The organism is Sphingomonas sp. BL-S-05, assembly GCF_055521695.1.
The window spans coordinates 2,484,495-2,501,369 of sequence record NZ_CM145499.1; the positions used below are offsets into that span (position 1 = coordinate 2,484,495).

Annotated in this window: 18 protein-coding genes and 1 tRNA gene; 5 read left to right on the forward strand and 14 right to left on the reverse strand. The window is 65.8% G+C overall.

Annotated features, from left to right (window positions below; all coding sequences use genetic code 11):
• Window positions 1–386 precede the first annotated feature (386 nt).
• The 5 genes from ACZ1JS_RS11655 to cpdR form a co-directional block, all read right to left on the reverse strand.
• Window positions 387–1,961, reverse strand: a complete 1,575-nt coding sequence (locus tag ACZ1JS_RS11655; RefSeq protein WP_465166199.1) for an amidase — start codon at window positions 1,959–1,961, stop codon at window positions 387–389.
• A gap of 94 nt (window positions 1,962–2,055) precedes the next feature.
• Window positions 2,056–3,252: an acyltransferase family protein gene (locus ACZ1JS_RS11660; RefSeq protein ID WP_465166200.1), complete on the reverse strand. Its 1,197-nt coding sequence runs from the start codon at window positions 3,250–3,252 to the stop codon at window positions 2,056–2,058.
• 202 nt (window positions 3,253–3,454) lie between these two features.
• Window positions 3,455–4,591 carry an acyltransferase family protein gene (locus ACZ1JS_RS11665; RefSeq protein WP_465166201.1) on the reverse strand — a complete coding sequence of 379 codons (1,137 nt, stop codon included), beginning with the start codon at window positions 4,589–4,591 and terminating at the stop codon, window positions 3,455–3,457.
• A 362-nt stretch (window positions 4,592–4,953) separates the two neighbouring features.
• Window positions 4,954–5,028: transfer RNA gene (locus ACZ1JS_RS11670), tRNA-Val, on the reverse strand.
• A 75-nt stretch (window positions 5,029–5,103) separates the two neighbouring features.
• Window positions 5,104–5,481 (reverse strand): cell cycle two-component system response regulator CpdR, encoded by a 378-nt coding sequence (gene cpdR, locus ACZ1JS_RS11675; RefSeq protein ID WP_056455298.1) that lies wholly within the window; start codon window positions 5,479–5,481, stop codon window positions 5,104–5,106.
• Between the two features lie 101 nt (window positions 5,482–5,582).
• Here cpdR and ACZ1JS_RS11680 point away from each other — a divergent pair, with 101 nt between their 5' ends.
• On the forward strand, window positions 5,583–6,446 hold the full coding sequence (locus ACZ1JS_RS11680; protein ID WP_465166202.1) for an N-formylglutamate amidohydrolase: 864 nt from the start codon (window positions 5,583–5,585) through the stop codon (window positions 6,444–6,446).
• 184 nt (window positions 6,447–6,630) lie between these two features.
• Here the strand turns inward: ACZ1JS_RS11680 and ACZ1JS_RS11685 are convergent, their stop codons facing one another.
• The 3 genes from ACZ1JS_RS11685 to ACZ1JS_RS11695 all read right to left on the reverse strand — a co-directional run bounded on the left by ACZ1JS_RS11685 (window position 6,631) and on the right by ACZ1JS_RS11695 (window position 9,471).
• Window positions 6,631–7,164, reverse strand: a complete 534-nt coding sequence (locus ACZ1JS_RS11685; protein WP_465166203.1) for a cytochrome b — start codon at window positions 7,162–7,164, stop codon at window positions 6,631–6,633.
• Window positions 7,164–7,949: a SapC family protein gene (locus ACZ1JS_RS11690; protein WP_242120433.1), complete on the reverse strand. Its 786-nt coding sequence runs from the start codon at window positions 7,947–7,949 to the stop codon at window positions 7,164–7,166. Before ACZ1JS_RS11690 ends, ACZ1JS_RS11685 begins: the two co-directional genes overlap by 1 nt.
• 79 nt (window positions 7,950–8,028) lie before the next feature.
• Window positions 8,029–9,471, reverse strand: a complete 1,443-nt coding sequence (locus tag ACZ1JS_RS11695; RefSeq protein ID WP_465166204.1) for an FAD-binding oxidoreductase — start codon at window positions 9,469–9,471, stop codon at window positions 8,029–8,031.
• Between the two features lie 106 nt (window positions 9,472–9,577).
• Here ACZ1JS_RS11695 and ACZ1JS_RS11700 point away from each other — a divergent pair, with 106 nt between their 5' ends.
• The 4 genes from ACZ1JS_RS11700 (at window position 9,578) to ACZ1JS_RS11715 (ending at window position 13,012) form a co-directional block, all read left to right on the forward strand.
• On the forward strand, window positions 9,578–10,027 hold the full coding sequence (locus ACZ1JS_RS11700) for a hypothetical protein (protein WP_465166205.1): 450 nt from the start codon (window positions 9,578–9,580) through the stop codon (window positions 10,025–10,027).
• A gap of 108 nt (window positions 10,028–10,135) precedes the next feature.
• Window positions 10,136–11,524, forward strand: coding sequence for a DEAD/DEAH box helicase (locus ACZ1JS_RS11705; RefSeq protein WP_465166206.1), 1,389 nt, complete (start codon window positions 10,136–10,138; stop codon window positions 11,522–11,524).
• A 4-nt stretch (window positions 11,525–11,528) separates the two neighbouring features.
• Window positions 11,529–11,732: a DUF1289 domain-containing protein gene (locus tag ACZ1JS_RS11710; RefSeq protein ID WP_465166207.1), complete on the forward strand. Its 204-nt coding sequence runs from the start codon at window positions 11,529–11,531 to the stop codon at window positions 11,730–11,732.
• Between the two features lie 65 nt (window positions 11,733–11,797).
• Window positions 11,798–13,012 (forward strand): SDR family oxidoreductase, encoded by a 1,215-nt coding sequence (locus ACZ1JS_RS11715; RefSeq protein WP_465166208.1) that lies wholly within the window; start codon window positions 11,798–11,800, stop codon window positions 13,010–13,012.
• Between the two features lie 62 nt (window positions 13,013–13,074).
• Here the strand turns inward: ACZ1JS_RS11715 and gmk are convergent, their stop codons facing one another.
• From gmk to ACZ1JS_RS11745, 6 genes are all read right to left on the reverse strand, one after another.
• Window positions 13,075–13,737, reverse strand: coding sequence for a guanylate kinase (gmk, locus tag ACZ1JS_RS11720; RefSeq protein ID WP_465166209.1), 663 nt, complete (start codon window positions 13,735–13,737; stop codon window positions 13,075–13,077).
• A 149-nt stretch (window positions 13,738–13,886) separates the two neighbouring features.
• Window positions 13,887–14,093, reverse strand: coding sequence for a hypothetical protein (locus ACZ1JS_RS11725; protein ID WP_465166210.1), 207 nt, complete (start codon window positions 14,091–14,093; stop codon window positions 13,887–13,889).
• Window positions 14,090–14,308, reverse strand: coding sequence for a hypothetical protein (locus ACZ1JS_RS11730; protein WP_345876924.1), 219 nt, complete (start codon window positions 14,306–14,308; stop codon window positions 14,090–14,092). Before ACZ1JS_RS11730 ends, ACZ1JS_RS11725 begins: the two co-directional genes overlap by 4 nt.
• 220 nt (window positions 14,309–14,528) lie before the next feature.
• Window positions 14,529–15,914: a class II fumarate hydratase gene (gene fumC / locus ACZ1JS_RS11735; protein WP_465166211.1), complete on the reverse strand. Its 1,386-nt coding sequence runs from the start codon at window positions 15,912–15,914 to the stop codon at window positions 14,529–14,531.
• Between the two features lie 23 nt (window positions 15,915–15,937).
• On the reverse strand, window positions 15,938–16,354 hold the full coding sequence (locus tag ACZ1JS_RS11740; RefSeq protein WP_465166212.1) for a GNAT family N-acetyltransferase: 417 nt from the start codon (window positions 16,352–16,354) through the stop codon (window positions 15,938–15,940).
• On the reverse strand, window positions 16,351–16,833 hold the full coding sequence (locus tag ACZ1JS_RS11745) for an SspB family protein (protein ID WP_242120453.1): 483 nt from the start codon (window positions 16,831–16,833) through the stop codon (window positions 16,351–16,353). The genes ACZ1JS_RS11740 and ACZ1JS_RS11745 overlap by 4 nt, the downstream gene beginning before the upstream one ends.
• Window positions 16,834–16,875 lie beyond the last annotated feature (42 nt).

Sequence of the window (16,875 nt, forward strand, 5' to 3'; positions counted from 1 at the left end):
GGTGCGGAAAAGCCTTCCCAACTGGACCCCGGCCTTCGCCGGGGTACAGAAGTTTCCGAGTGATCGAGCGACTTTCGCAGCGGTCCCGCGCAGGCGGGGTTCCAAGCCAAGCAGAACAAAGGCTTGCGCACGTGGCCTTGGATCCCAGCCTGCACCCGCCCGGGGATATGATTAGCGCTTGATGAGATGAACCTGACCCGTTCGTCCTGAATAGCCATTGAGCTTGTCGAAATGGCGTATCGAAGGACCGTTGGTGGCAGGTGCTTCGATACGGGTCTTCGACTTCGCTCAGCCCCTACTCAGCACGAACGGTTCTGCCGCTTGTCACCACGCTCTAAGAGTGTGCTTCGAACACGGCCGAGCGCCGGAACCACGCCGTCGGCCCCCTACCGAACCCCGTCCAGCCCCGGTCCCACCTCCGCCCGCTCGGGATAGCGCGGCGCGACCCGTGCCTGCGCCTTCTGCTCATAGGCATAGCCGGCGTTCAGCACCTGCTGATCGGCGCCCGCCGTGCCGATGAACGACAGCCCGACCGGCAACCCCTGCGCCAATCCCATCGGCACGGTCAGATGCGGATAGCCCGCCACCGCCGGCAGTTCGGACGCCGACGGCCCGCCATATTGGTCGCCATAGACCGGGTCGCTCAGCCATGCGCCGCCATAGGTCGGCTCGACCAGTAGATCGAGCTTCGCGGCCTTCAGCATCGCGTCGATCCCTTCGACGCCGGCCAGCCGCAGCGACTTGGCCCGCGCCGCGCGATAGGCGGGATCGTCCAGCCCCCTGGTCTTTGCCGCCGCCTCGAACGTCTCCTGTTCGAAGAACGGCATCTCGGTGGCGGCATTGGCGCGGTTGAAGGCGATGACCTGATCGAGCGTGCGCGTCTTCACCACCGCCGGGGTGGTGGCGAGATAGGCGTCGAGATCGGCCTTCAACTCGGTCTGGAGCACCAGCAATTCCGCCTCGCCCAGCCCGTCCAGCTTGGGCGGCGTCACCTCGACCAGCGTCGCGCCTTCCATGCGCAGGACCGCCAATGCCGCGTCGAAGCGCTGCTTCAGCGGTGGCGTCATACCCTTCGGCCGGATCACGCCGATCCGCCGCCCCTGCAATGCGTCCGCCGACAGGCCCGCGGCATAGTCGCGGACTTGGGTGCGTGCGGTCGCGGTATCGGTCGGGTCGGGGCCGGCCATGGCAGAAAGCAGCAGCGCCGCGTCGCGCACCGACCGCGCCATCGGGCCGGGCGTGTCCTGACTATGGCTGATCGGCACCACCCGGCTGCGGCTGACAAGACCCAGGGTCGGCTTGAACCCGACCAGCCCGTTGATCGATGACGGGCAGACGACCGACCCGTCGGTTTCGGTCCCGACCGCCGCCGCCGCGAAGCTGGCCGCGATCGCCGCGCCCGACCCCGATGACGAACCGCAGGCGGTGCGATCGAGCGCATAGGGGTTGCGCACCAGCCCGCCGACCGCGCTCCACCCGCTCATCGACCGGGTCGATCGGATATTGGCCCATTCGGACAGGTTGGTCTTGCCGAGGATCACCGCCCCCGCGCGGCGCAGATAGGCGACCAGCGGCGCATCGCGCCCGGTGATGTTGTCGCGCAGCGCCAGACTGCCCGCCGTGGTCGCGATCCGGTCGGCCGTCTCGATATTGTCCTTGATGAGTACGGGCACGCCGTGCAGCGGCCCGCGCACCCGCCCGGCGCGCCGTTCGGCATCGAGCGCCGCCGCCTGTTGCAGCGCGTCGGGATTGACGGCGATGACGCTGCGCAGCGTCGGCCCGGTCCGGTCCATCGCCGCGATCCGGGCGAGATAGGCGCGGGTCACGGTAACGCTATCGGTCGCGCCCGCGCGCATCTGCGCCTGCAACTGGTCGATCGACACTTCCTCGACCCGTTGCGCGGCGGCGGGGGTGGCGACCGTCAGCGCCGCAACAAGACCGATCCAATCGTAGCGCCGCATCCCGAACCTTTCGATGGTTTGCGAGGATGCTAGCGTCCTGCGCGCCGGGCGCAATGGCGATGGGACGTTGCCACCGCCACGCTCGCGCCGCGCTTCAGGCGCTGGCCGGGCGCGCGGTCGAGGGCTTCGTGAATTTCGGTATGCTGAACAGCAATTGCACCACCTTCGACCGTTCGGACGCGACCGACAGGATCAGTCCGACCGACAGGGCAAAGACCATGCTGGCCACGGCAACAATGTCGGCGGTCGTTACGCCGAGCCGGACGGCCATGACGTCGAACAGATAGATTGCCGGAAAATGGCTGACATAGAATTTGAGCGAATTGCGGCCGACATAGTTCGGCAATTGCGTCCAGCGCTGGCCCGCCCCCTTGCGCGACAGATGACACGCCGCGATGACGAACGCGAGGGTCAGCGCAATAAACGCCGGATTGGTCTTGAGGTCGAAATAGGCGACGCAAACCCCGCCAATCGCTGCCGCCGCAGCCGCGAACAGGCTCTCGCGCCGGTCGATCAGCGCGAGGAAGGCATTCCAGTGACGGCCGGCAAACGCGCCGAGGAAGAAATAGGTCATCAAATGGAACATGCGCGTATGCACGACGATGCCCGGCGACCCGAACGACACCAGCACGGCGATACCGAAGACCGCGACGGCAACGAGCAGGAAATTGAACGACTTAATCAGATAGGCGAAGATGTAGAACAGCCCGATCAGATACAGGAACCAGAGGTAGCTGCCGCCGTTCAGCAAGCTCAGGACGGCCGACACGCTGCTGACATCGCGCGCGAAAACCACTGCCGTCACCGCCGACCAGACGAGATACGGCCACCAGACGCTACGCATCTTGCCCGCGAAGTAGACCGCCGACCCCTTCTTCAACGACTGCGGCAACAGCAGACCGGAGAGGAACATGAGCGTGGGCATGCGGTAGTGGCCAAAGAAATCAGTGATTTCCTTCAGCCATGCTGGAGGCGGGAGGTCGACCCGATTCAGGATCGTGACCGAATGGAACGCAACGACGAGCAGGATCGCCAGCCCGCGCAACAAATCCATCCACGACTGACGGGGTGTCCGCCCCGCGCCGGCTTCCGTCTGGTTCGTTTCCGTCATGCTCGTCACCCCGCCCAAGGCACCCCCCGGTGCAATCCAAGCTGCCAACGTCATATTGGCAGAACAATGTCCAGCAAATTTCCGATCCGACGCCGTGCCAAAAAAGGAATGCAAGCCAGTCCGTTCACTCCATACGATATGCCGAAATTCTAATGCGATTCGCTCCGTCACAGGCATCATCGTTCGACGTGGTGCAATAGAAGCTGATCTTCCTAAAATTACACTACGACGAGATCAAGAGCGGGTTCGGTTTGCAACAACACAATTATTCCGGCGATACTGTTCGGAAATTCCAACTTGGACTGGCCAGAAGATTAGCGGGACGTGCGCGGAGACGCTTCGCAGGGCCTGCGCCAGCGCCGCGTAGCCGCCCCTGCCGAACCTACCGCGTCACCGCTCGCGATGCGCGCCACGCCGCGGCGTGGCGACCGCGGATGCGATCGAGCCCTAAAATCGCGCGCTTGACCGCCGCCTGCATCGGCATTTCGTAGAAACGGAAGCTGAGCGAGGCGGCGACGACGATCGCGGAAAGGATGAGGAAGATCTCCAGCACGATCGGCATGTCGAACCCCGCCAGCACGTTGCGGACCGTATCGGCAACCGGTTCATGCAGCAGGTAGATCGAAAAGCTGTACGCGCCGAGCAGTCGCATGACGCGGTTGGCGAAGAAGAAGCGGGCAAATGCCGTGTCGATCGTGAACGACAGGACGAACGCGCCGAACAACAACGCCATCGGCAGGTTCTCATACACGCGTCCGCGCTCCCATCCGAACCCGGTCTTGGACGGATCGGTCGACACGATCCCGGCGAAGATCGACAGCATCAGGGCGATGCCAAGGCACTGGACGATCGTCGCCGACCGTTTGTCGATCCGGTCGAACCGCACATAGCGGCACAGCACCGCCGCGCCGACCCCGACGAGGAAGATCGGCAATGAATTGAAGACCGTGATCCCCGGGAACATCGGCTGCAACACGAACATGGCGGCCAGCCCGAACCCGAACAGCGGCAGATAGCGCAGGACCAGGCGCCGCGCGACGACGTACCACAGTCCGACAAAGACGACGTAGAATTCGACTTCGGGCGGGATCGACCAGAAGACATATTTGCTGCCGAGGAACAGCAAATGCTTCACCGCGTCGAAGGTCGTCAGATAATAGACGAAATCGGGACCGACGATCTGCGATGCGATGTAGGAAGCGAGAATCACCGCGTAGAAGAGCGGAATAACCCGCGCGATTCGCGATGCCATGAAATGGGTGACCGCCGCCATGTCGAACGGGCGGAACAGGTAAAGATGGCCCATCAGGAAACCGCTCAGGACGAAGAAGATCATCACCCCGAAGGTTCCCGATTGCGGGACATAGCCTTTGGACAGGCCGAGGGTCTGGAAATGGGAGATCACGACGAGCAGCGCCGCCGCGCCGCGAAGGCCGTCGAGCGCCGGAATATGCGCAGGCTTACGGAGCGGCACGTCCGCAAGCGGCTCCTCGCGATGATAGGATCGCACCGATTCCATGTCGTCTTCCCCCCGAAGTTGTGTTCGACCCTCTCCTGCGATTTTGGTTTCATCAGTGATGACATGCCAGCCGACTTTATTTCAACCTGATTTTAATCAATTCCCTCAAGCATAAGTATTTACGGCGTGATTCCGGGGATTTGGCCGGACCGACTTCGATCATACTTCAGCGGGAGGTTCGCGACTCGCGTCACGAACCGTGAATCCGTTGCGAAGTGCTACCGGTCCTGCTTCGCCAACCGAGCGACCAAGTGCACTTGGGCGATGCCGAAAGCGAAGGGTGATCCTCGCGACAGAACCGCGAAGCAACGGCTCAGAATCGAAAAAGCCCGCCAGGTTGTTCACCTGACGGGCTTTCTAAATGGTGGGCGCGGCAAGGATTGAACTTGCGACCCCTGCGATGTCAACACAGTGCTCTACCACTGAGCTACGCGCCCGGCGCTCTCTCTGTTGCCGGAGAGAGCGAAACCGGAGTGGCGCTGTTAGCGGCGCGATTGCCGCCTGACAAGCGCTTAATTGCTGGTCGGCACTCTTTCTTCCGCAAACAGCCGATCGACCTCCGCTACCAGCTCGCGCAGGTGGAACGGCTTGGACAAGATGCGGGCGTGCGGCACCTGCCGCCCGGCCTTCAGCGTGACCGCGGCGAAGCCGGTGATGAACATGACGCGCAGGTCGGGCACCATCTCACCGGCGCGCTGCGCCAGTTCGATGCCGTCCATTTCGGGCATGACGATATCGGTCAGCAGCAGATCGAACGATTCGGTCCGCAGCAGCGGGATCGCCGCCGTGCCGCGATCGACCGCGCTGACGCCATAGCCGGCACGTTCCAGCGCGCGGGTAAGATACTCGCGCATCACCTGGTCGTCTTCGGCCAGCAAAATCCTGTACATCCCAACCCCTTCGACCCGAGCCGCTACATTATGCCCGGCCGGGTTAAGATTTTCCAGCGATATGCTCGACAAGTGCGGCGGGCCGTGATCCTGTACGGGACATGATCCCCGCCCCTCCCCCGTCCTTCCGCCGCATCGGCCCGGCCGATCCGGTGTCGCCGGTGGTGGTGTCAGTGCCGCATGCCGGACGCGACTATCCGCCAGCGATGCAGGCGCTGCTGACGGTGCCGGTCGCGCGGCTGACGGCGTTGGAGGATCGCCATATCGATGCGGTCGCGCTGGGCGCGCACCGGCAGGAGACGATGCTGGTCGCGATGCGCCCACGCGGCTGGATCGACCTCAACCGCTCGCCGCTGCGCGACCGCGATCCCCAGGTCGATGCCGGTGCCGAGCTGCGCATCGCCGGCCTGTCGGCATCGGACAAGGTCCGCAGCGGCATCGGCCTGATCCCGCGCCGGGGCGGCGGGGCCGAGAATATGTGGCGACGCAAGCTGACCGGGGCGGAAGTCACCGAGCGGATCGACGGCGATCATGCACCCTATCATGCGGCGGTGGCGGCGGCTTTGGCGGCGGCACAGGCACGGTTCGGCGTCGCCATCCTGCTGGACCTGCATTCGATGCCGCCGCTGGTGGGACTCGATCCCGCGCGGATTGTGCTGGGCGATCGCTATGGACGGACCGCGGCCGGCCGGCTGACCGATATGGTCGCGGCGGTAGTGCACGACCATGGCCTGCCGCTGGCGATCAACCACCCCTATGCCGGTGGGCACATCCTGTCGGAACATGCACGGCCGCGCGCGAACATCCACGCGCTGCAGATGGAGATCGACCGCAGCCTCTACCTCGATAGGGCGCTCGACCAGCCTGGCGGGGGCCTGAACGATACGGTCGCGCTGGTGCGGTCGGTGCTCGATCGCATGACCGATTTCGCGATGGACGCCACGCACCGCATCGCAGCGGAATAACCCAAGAAAAAAGCCACCCCGTGCAAAACACGGGGTGGCCAAGGTTCAGGGAGGAGGCGCGTAAAACGCGCCGCACGGTCCAACGAAAGGGGGGACATCGAACCGTGTAACCAGTATTTAGGAAGCAGCGCGGACGGCTTCAAGAGCCTTTTTGTATTTGACCGTGACTTTATCGCAACGCGGCTCAGCGCGTCCGGCGACCGCCCGGCAGCATGCGCGAAACGATGCCGTCGCGCAGCAGGAACTGGTGCCGCAGCGCCGCGCCGATGTGCAGCGCGACCAGCCCCGCCATCAACAGTCCGAGCAGTTCGTGCGCCTCGTGCCCCGCCCCGGCCACGGCGGGCGGGATCGGCAGATAGGGGATCGGGAACAGCCCGAACCAGTCCAGCGGGTAGCGCTTGACACCCGACACCATCGCCCAGCCGCTGAGCGGAAGGATGACGAGCAGGACGTAGAACAGGCGATGGGTCCATTTCGCCGCCAACCGCTCCCATCCCGCGACATGGGCGGGCAGCGGCGGCGGCGGATTGGCGATGCGCCAGACGATGCGTCCGGCGGTCAGCACCAGCACGGTAATGCCGACCGCCTTATGGACACCCATCGACCCGCCGACCAGGCCGATCCACAGATTGACCAGCACGAGCAGCGCGATCGTCCAGTGGAAGAAGATCGCACCGCGCGCATAACGCTGGGCATGGAACGGCCGGGACGCAGCCATTAGAAGGTCGGCACCGCGACGGGCTGTGCCTGCACCTTGCCCTGGCGCATCTGGCGCGCGAACACATCCCGCATCAGCGACAGCGAGAAGAGGTGCGCGAAGATCAGCGGGAGCATGCCCGACTGCTGCATCTTGCGCAGCTGGTCGCCGCGCAGCTCGTTCAGCTTTTCCTCGGACACCATCTGGAAACCGCGATAGACGAAGGGCTGGTCGCTGCCTTCCTGCTGGATCGACACTTCGCCGTCCATCAGCAGGCCCATATCCTTGATCTCCTTCATGAACATGCCTGTCTTCTGGCCGGCCTGCTCGAACTGCTCGTTGAAGGCGAGGATCTGCTTGGTGACTTCGCTCGGCTGATCGCCGTCGAACAGCGGCTCGCCATCCTCGAACGGGCCGATCACGTCCGACGTCGGATCGAAGCACAGCGACAGCTCGTCCGAATCGGGACGCAGCCGGGCGAGGAGATAGGGATAGCGACGGATATAGGCCGGGATATAGGTTTCCTGGTCGAGCAGCCGGCCTTCGTCGTCGAGGAAGGTGTTGACCCCTTCGTTCAGGCCCATCAGCGCGAGCGGCACGGGATCGTCGCCGACCGAGAACACGATCGGCATCCGGCGCTGCACCAGCGGGAATTCCTCGACGGTGACGGGAATCGCATGCTGCCCGGTAAGGAACGGCGCACGATCCGACGAACGGACCTTCCAATTGCCGTGCGTCTGGCTCGAAAGCGGCTCGAGATTATTATAGAACAGCGGAAGCGATTGATTCTGCGGCGCGCTGGCCATTTCAGGGTCTCCAGATACTCAATTCTGCCCGACTATTTGGCCGGACGGCCGCCCCCCCGGGCGTACCTCGTGCCACCGTCTATGGGTTGGCCGCGCGGGGCGCAAGCGATACGAGCTTGCCCGGATTGAACAGGCCGAGCGGGTCGAGCCCGGCCTTGATCCCGCGCAGCGCGGCAAGGCGCGCGGGCGGACCCAGCCGTTCGAGTTCGCCGAGCTTCATCTGGCCGATGCCATGTTCGGCCGAGATCGACCCGCCCGCCGCAGTGACGGCGTCATGGACGAAGCGGGTGACGACCGGTGCATCCTCGGCATACCAGCGCGCCGGATCGGCCCCGGCCGGCGCGCGGACGTGGAAATGGACATTGCCGTCGCCCAGATGGCCGAAGGCGGTGGCATGGGTGCCGGGAAAGCGTGCCTCCGCCGCCGCTGCCGCCTCGACCATGAAGCGCGGCATGGTGTCGACGGGCACCGAGATGTCGTGCTGGACCGCCGGCCCGGTCGATTTCTCCGCCGCCGACAGCGAGTCGCGCAGGCGCCAGAATGCTTCGGCCTGCGCCTCGCTGCTGGCGATCACGGCATCTTCGACCATACCGGCGGTGAATCCTTGCGCGAGCAGTGTTTCGAGCAGGGGCGCGGGCGGCGACTCGCCCGGCGCTGCGACCGCCTCGATCAACAATTGCCACCGATGCTCGCCCGCCAGCGGCGCGCGCGCCCCCGAAACATGCGCGACGGCCAGCGCCAGCGTGTCGGCGGGGATGATCTCGAAACTCTCGATCCGGTCGGTCGCGGCCTGCATCGCGCGCAACAGGTCGAGCCCGGCCTGCGGATCGGCGATCCCGGCCCATGCGACCGCGCGCTCGGCAATCGCCGGCGCCAGTTTCAGAGTCGCGGCGGTGACGATGCCCAGCGTCCCCTCCGCCCCGACCAGCAATTGCGCCAGGTCGTAGCCGCGATTGTCCTTGGGCAGCGCCGCCAGCCCGTCATGGATCGAACCATCGGGCAGCACCGCCTCCACGCCCAGCACCAGCCGCCGCATATTCCCCCAGCGCAGCACCTGCGTACCGCCGGCATTGGTCGACACCAGTCCGCCGATCGTGGCGCTCCCGCGCGCGCCCAGCGTCAGCGGGAATCGCTGCCCCGTGTCGGCGGCGGACTCGTGCAGGGTCTGGAGGAGGACGCCCGCTTCGACGACCGCCTGTCCCGGATCGATACGGCGCAACCGGTCCATCCGCCGCAGCGACAGCAGCACCGCCGAACCATCGGCAGGGGGCGTCGCCCCGCCGACCATCGACGTGTTGCCCCCCTGCGGCACGATCGGCACGCCATGTCCTGCCGCCAGCGCAACCAGCCGGGCGACCTGTTCCGTAGCGGAAGGTTCGAACAGCGCGGCGCTTTGCCCGTGATAGCGGCCGCGCCAGTCGGTCAGCCACGGGGCGATCCGATCGGCATCGGTGGTGACGATCCGGTCGCCCAGCGCCTCGCGCGCATCGGCGACCATCGCGGCGACGGGCGACGGCATCATGGTCGGTCGGTTAGCATCGCTACCCCCTTGCGACCAGTTCATCTGTGGTTAAATTCCGATCGGAGATGTTGTTCGCGTGACCGCCCTGCCGCTTCCCGCAGCGACCATGATGTTGCTTCTGCTAGCCCTGCCCGGCGCTGCGCAGCGTCGCGTTGCCGACACGCCAGCGGCGGCGACGACGGTGCGGACCGAGGTTCGCATCCAGCGGATGATCATTCGCGTCCCCCGCGCGCCCTTCGCCCCCGTCGCGTTCAGCGCACCGCGCGCGCTGCCGCCGATCCAGTGGGTCGAGAAGCGCACCGACCGCTGCCTGCCCGTCCAGAATGTCGCGGCGGTGACGATCAGCCGTACCGACAGCGTCGACCTGTTGCTCAATGGCGGCGGGCGGGTGCGCGCGCGGCTGGCCGACGACTGCCCCTCGCTCGATTTCTATTCGGGCATGTATATCAAGCCGAGCAGCGACGGGCGGATGTGCGCATCGCGCGACGTCATTCGCTCGCGCACCGGCGGTCAGTGCCGGATCGCGCAGTTCCGCGCGCTGGTGCCGGCGCGCTGAATTGCAGGCGGCCGGCACGCGAAACTTGACTTTTCCGGCATTTTCCGCGACGCGCGGTCCGATTTACCGGAGCGCGGGCCTATTGCGTTCCCCAGCCATGGAACCGCAATGACCTTCGCCGATCTCGGCCTGTCCGACGAACTGCTGCGTTCCGTCAACGATTCGGGCTATACCGAACCGACCCCCATCCAGGCGGCGGCGATCCCGTCGGTGCTGATGATGCGCGATCTGGTCGCGATTGCCCAGACCGGCACCGGCAAGACCGCGTCGTTCGTGCTGCCGATGATCGACATCTTGGCACAGGGGCGCAGCCGGGCGCGGATGCCGCGGTCGCTGATCCTCGAACCGACACGCGAACTGGCCGCGCAGGTCGCCGAGAATTTCGAGAAGTACGGCGCCAACCACAAGCTGTCGATGGCGCTGCTTATCGGCGGCGTGTCGATGGGCGACCAGCTGGCGGCGCTGGAAAAGGGCGTCGACGTGCTGATCGCGACGCCGGGCCGGCTGATGGACCTGTTCACGCGCGGCAAGATCCTGCTGACCGGTTGTTCGATGCTGGTCATCGACGAAGCCGACCGGATGCTCGACATGGGGTTCATCCCCGATATCGAGGAAATCTGCACCAAGCTGCCCAAGCAGCGCCAAACGCTGTTGTTCTCGGCGACGATGCCGCCGCCGATCAAGAAGCTGGCCGACAAGTTCCTCGACAATCCCAAGACGATCGAGGTGTCGCGCCCCGCATCGACCAACCTGAACATCAGCCAGCATGTCGTGCCAGTCGCCGCCGCCAAGAAGCGCGAAGTGCTGCGTACGCTGCTGGCGCAGGACGACGTGCGGACCGCGATCATCTTCTGCAACCGCAAGACGACCGTCCGCGAGCTGAACAAGAGCCTGCAGCGTGCCCGCTTCCGCTCGGCGGAGATCCATGGCGACATGGACCAGTCGGCGCGCATCGCCGAGCTGGAGCGGTTCAAGCAGGGCGACGTGTCGATCCTGGTCGCATCCGACGTCGCGGCGCGCGGGCTGGATGTGAAGGGCGTCAGCCACGTCTTCAACTATGACGCGCCATGGCATCCCGACGATTATGTCCACCGCATCGGCCGCACCGGGCGCGGTGGTGCGACCGGCGTCGCCTATACGCTGGTCACGCCCGACGATGCCGAGAATATCGCCAATATCGAAAAGCTGACCGGGCAGAAGATTCCGGTGCTCGAGATGGGCGGCGACCCGGTGGAAGCGCCGGTCGAGGCGGAACCGGTCGAGGAAGCGCCGCGCCGTGGCCGTCGCACCCGTCCCGCCGCCGCAGAACCGGAAGCACCGCGCGAGCGTGCGCCGCGTGCCGAGCGTGAGGAACGCCGCCCGCGTCGCGACCGCGAGGAACGTGCCCCCGAGCGCCGCGACGAACGCCCGGCCCGCTATGTCCAGCAGGACGCGGTCGAGGATGGCGGCTGGAACGGTCCCTTCCCCGCTTTCCTGAATGTCCGCATCCCGGTCTGATCGGGTGGACGACGTGTTCGAATCGGTCGCGCCGCAGGCGATCGAAAGCCCCTGCGTGCTGGTCTGTTCGATCGATACCGACACCGGCTGGTGCCTCGGCTGCGGCCGTACGCGCGACGAGATCGCGCGCTGGACCGCGATCGACGGCGACGCCCGCCGCGCGGTGATGGCGGTGCTGCCGCAGCGTATGGCCGTCCTCGAACAATAGAGGCCCGGACCCCGGACGGTTGCCGTGCGTTGAGCGCGCCATCCAGACATTCGGAGGTTCCCCTCATGGCCGTCACGCTCAAGCCGCTGTCCGAACAGACCATCGTCATCACCGGTGCCTCGTCGGGCATCGGCCTTGCCACCGCCCGCCGCGCTGCGCGCGAGGGGGCCAAGGTGCTGCTGGTCGCGCGCAACGAAGACGCGCTTCGCGAGGCGGTCGATTCGATCCGCCTGCGCGGCGGCAAGGCCGATTTCCTCGCGATCGACATTACCGCCGCCGATGCCCCCGAACGAATCGGAGCGAAGGCGCGATCGGCGTTCGGCGGGTTCGACACCTGGGTCAACGATGCCGCCGTCGCGCTCTATGCCCGGCTGGAGGAGACCGGCATCGACGAACAACGCCGCGTGTTCGACGTCGGCTATTTCGCGACCGTCGCCGCCTCGCTCTATGCCGCGCGCGAGCTGACCGCGCGGGGCGGCGGGGCGATCGTCAATCTCGGCTCGATCCTGTCCGATCGGACGGTGCCGGTGCAGGGCGCGTACAGCGCGATGAAGCATGCGGTACAGGGTTTTACCGAGGCGTTCCGCATGGAGATGGAGGCCGAAGGGCGCCCGATCTCGGTGACACTCATCAAGCCCGCGGCGATCAACACCCCCTATCCCGAACATGCCCGCAACCGCATGGACAAGCCCGCGCGGGTGCCGCCGGTCGTCTATGATCCCGAACTGGTCGCCAAGGCGATCTGCTTCGCCGCCGCCCATCCGAAGCGCGACCTGACCGTCGGCGGCACCGGCATGGCGATGACCAAGATGAGCAACCTGCTGCCGCGCAGCGCCGACCGCTTCATGGAAATGTTCTTCAAGGAAGAGGCGCAGACGATCGACACGCCGGCAACGCCCGGTGCCAAGGACAATCTGTTCGAACCGCGCAGGGACGGGCGCGAGCGATCGAACCAGGATATCCATGTCCGCAAGCAGAGCCTTGCGCTCGAAGCACAGATGCGGCCCTGGACGGCAATGGCGATCCTCGGCGGGGTCGGCGTCGCGGCGGGCATGCTGCTGTCGCTGCGCGGATCGACGCCGCGTCGTCGCGACCACGAGGTGAAGCTGCTGCCCCCGCCCCGCGCCCATCAGGCCGATGGCACCGATGCCAGCGCTTCCTACGCCGCCGGGATTGCCGATGAGGGGACGATCCCGGGCAGCGAGCCGGTCTTTTCGGAGCGGCCGGAGGGCGCGCCGGTCGCTCCCAATGCCGCGGAGATCAAGGTCGCCCAGCCGTAAGGACGCGACCCGCCTCGACATCGCCACCCCGGCCTCGCACCGGGGTGGCGAGTGTCAAATCGTTATTCGCCCGGTGCCCGCAGCAATTTGCGGATGAAGCCGATGAGTCCGGTCTGGCGCGACCGGCGGAGGCGTTCGGCGGCGAGGATCGTCTGCACCTTGCGGAAGCAATCCTCGACATCGTCGTTGACGAGGACATAGTCGTAACTGTCCCAGTGGCTGACCTCGGCCGCAGCCCGCGCCATGCGGGCGTCGATCACCTCGACGCTGTCGGTGTTGCGCGACACCAGCCGCTGGCGCAGTTCGGTCATTGATGGCGGCAGGATGAAGACGCGGACGACGTCGCCGCCCGCGATCTGGAACAGCTGCTGCGCGCCCTGCCAGTCAATGTCGAACAGCACGTCCTTGCCCGCGCTCAGCATCGCCTCGACCGGCGCGCGTGGCGTGCCATAGCGGTTGCCGAAGACATGCGCCCATTCAAGGAATTCGTGATCCGACACCATGCGCCGGAATTCCTCGAGATCGACGAAATGATAGTCCTTGCCATCGACCTCCCCCTCGCGCGCCGCGCGCGTGGTCGCGGAGACCGACATGGACAGGTCGTTTTCGGCCGCCAGCAGCTTGCGTGCGATCGTCGACTTGCCGGCACCGGAGGGAGAGGACAGGACGAACAACACCCCCCGGCGCTTGAAGCCGTGAAGGTCGGGGTCTGGCAGATGGCTCATGGCGGGGCCTCATCGCGCGGGGCGATGCACGGCGTCAAGGGGCGACGGCAATCCATCGCCCCTTGCGGTGATCCGGTTGCCCGGTATCCAATGCCGGCCCGGCGTCCGGGCGGGTGCGGTCGTCACCGTCGGCGGCAACCGCGAACCTCTCAATAGCCGCGTCGCATCTTGTCGAGCTTGCGGCGGTCATAGGCCTTCTTGGCGACGTAGCCGCCGCCGAGAATCATGCCGAGCGGTCCCATGCGGCGCATCGCGCTTCCGGCCAGCCAGCCCATCGCAGCACCCTTGGCCCCGCCCCGACCGTCCCGACGATCAATTTCGCGCCCGACCAGTGCGCCAATAATCCGTCCGATCATGCTGCGTCCTCCGTTTCGAACAATTGCGCCTTCAATTCGCCGGCACCGCGCAAGACGGCCCAGCCGACGGCGTAGGTTATCGCCATGGGCACGACGACTTTCAGAACATTGGCGACGACGGCGCCCTTGATCGCGCCGTCGATGCTCGAATCATCATCGCCACTCATCTTGTCGATGGCGGCACCGACCAGTGCCCCTATCGTCGTTGCGCCCATGGTTTCCTCGCCAACATTATACAAATACAGCGCAGGAGGGGCTCGAATGTTCCCTACGACCCGCACCTGCCGACCACGGGCCAATGCCAAAGTTCACAAAGTTCACACTCGTGCAGCTTGCGTGCACTACGCCCAACACTGAACCACCATGTCAAAAGGCAGGAGGCAAAAGCCCGCCAGCGACATCGCACAAGCCGTCCCTGTAGGACAGCGATCGCGCCTATCCGACCATCGTTTCCGGCCGGACCAGCCGGTCGAACGTCGCCTCATCGACCAGCCCCAGCGCCAGTCCCGCCTCGCGCAGCGTCAGCCCCTCCTGATGCGCATGCTTGGCGATCTTCGCGGCATTGTCGTAACCGATCTCCGGCGCCAATGCGGTGACGAGCATCAGCGAGCGCTCGACCAGTTCGCCGATCCGCGCGCGGTTGGGTTCGATCCCGTCGACGCAGCGCTCGGCGAAGCTGACCATGCCGATCGCCAGCAGGTCGATCGAGCGCAGCACCGCCGCGCCGATCAGCGGCTTGAAGACGTTTAGCTCCAGATGCCCCTGCATGCCGCCGACCGTGACCGACAGGTGATTGCCCATCACTTGCGCGGCGACCATCGTCAGCATCTCGCACTGGGTCGGATTGACCTTGCCCGGCATGATCGAACTGCCGGGTTCGTTGGCGGGCAGGTCGATTTCGCCCAGTCCCGAACGCGGGCCCGACCCCAGCAGCCGGATATCGTTGGCGATCTTGGTCAGCGCGACCGCCAGCGTGTTGAGCGTGCCCGACAGCTGGACCAGCGGATCGTTCGACGCTAGCGCCTCGAACTTGTTGGGTGCGTCGACGAACGCGTGGCCGGTGATCGCGGCGATCTCGGCGGCGACCGCTTCGGCGAATCCGGGCGCGGCGTTGAGGCCGGTCCCGACTGCCGTGCCCCCTTGCGCCAGACGTAGCAGGTCGCCCTCTGCCGCCCGCAGCCGGCGATAGGCATCCCGCAACTGCGCGACATAACCCGAAAATTCCTGCCCCAGCGTCAGCGGGGTCGCATCCTGCAAATGGGTGCGCCCGATCTTGACGATATCGGACCAGTCCTTTGCCTTAGCTTCCAGCGACCCGGCCAGCCGGTCGAGCGCGGGGATCAGGTCGCGGTTGAGCGCGACGACCGCTGCGACATGCAGCGCGGTCGGGAAGCTGTCGTTCGACGACTGGCCCTTGTTGACATGATCATTGGGATGCACCGGGGACTTGCCGCCGCGCTTGGCCGTAAGCGCTTCGTTGGCGCGCCCGGCGATCACCTCGTTGGCGTTCATGTTCGACTGGGTACCGCTGCCCGTCTGCCAGATGACCAGCGGAAACTGGTCGTCGAGCTTGCCGGCGATCACCTCGCCCGCCGCCGCCTCGATCGCATCGGCGAGCTTGGCGTCGAGGCCGTGGGCCCGGTTCACCCGCGCCGCCGCCTGCTTCACGATCGCGAGTGCATGAACGATGCCGATCGGCATCCGTTCGGACGGGGGAAAGGGGAAATTCTCGATCGATCGCTCGGTCTGCGCGCCCCAATAGGCGGCGGCCGGAACTTCGATCGCGCCGATCGAGTCGGTTTCGGTACGGGTGTCGGTCATGGGCATTCAAACCCCCTGCGGCTTCAGTCGATCCGCTTCGACAGGAAGAAGCGCGCATGGCCCGGCGGGAAATCGTCGATCGTGCCGAAGTGACCGAAACCCAGCTTTTCGTAAAAGCCGCGCGCCTGAAAGCTGAACGTGTCGAGCCAGATGCCGATACAGCCCGCCTCCCGCGCCAGATCCTCGGCCTGTCGCATCAGGTCGCGGCCGACCCCCTGCCCCTTACGCTCGGGCGATACCGCGAGAAATTCGACGAACAGCCAGCGATAGCCGATCTTCCCCCACAGGCCGCCGCAGATCGCGCCTGCATCGTCGCGGACGACGATCGCCACCTGCCGCCGCTCGGTCGGGCCGACCGCCGCGTCGTTATGCGCGGACAGGATGCGCAGGATCGCGTCGCGCTCGGCCTCGCTCGGGCTGGCGACGACCTCGATCGTCACTTCTTGCGCTTGAAATCCACCGCGACGACGTTCGACCCGTCCTCGCTGGTCGCGATCGGTGCGTCGTTTTCGGGCGGATCATGCGGTTCGGGTTCGTCGCCCGGTTCGTCATTCGCCTGGAACCGCAGTTCGAAATTGACCGCCGGATCGTGGAAACCGGTAATCGCCGCGAAGGGAATGACCAGTGTCGAGGGAATGCCGCCGAAGCTCAGGCCCACCGAGAAGCGCGCCTCGTCGACGGTCAGGTCCCAGAAACGGTGCTGGATGACGATGGTCATCTCGTCCGGGAACCGTTCGATCAGCCGCTTGGGAATGTCGACGCCGGGGGCCTGAGTCTTGAAGGTGATGTAGAAGTGATGCTCGCCGGGCAGGCCGCCGCTGGCGGATACCTGCCCGAGCACGCGCCCGACGACGGCGCGCAAAGCTTCCTGGACGATCTCGTCATACGGGATCAGGCTATCGGCGACGGACTGGGTCATGGGCCTTGGGTTAGCGGCGTTTGCCCGTCCGTCAAGATTCGT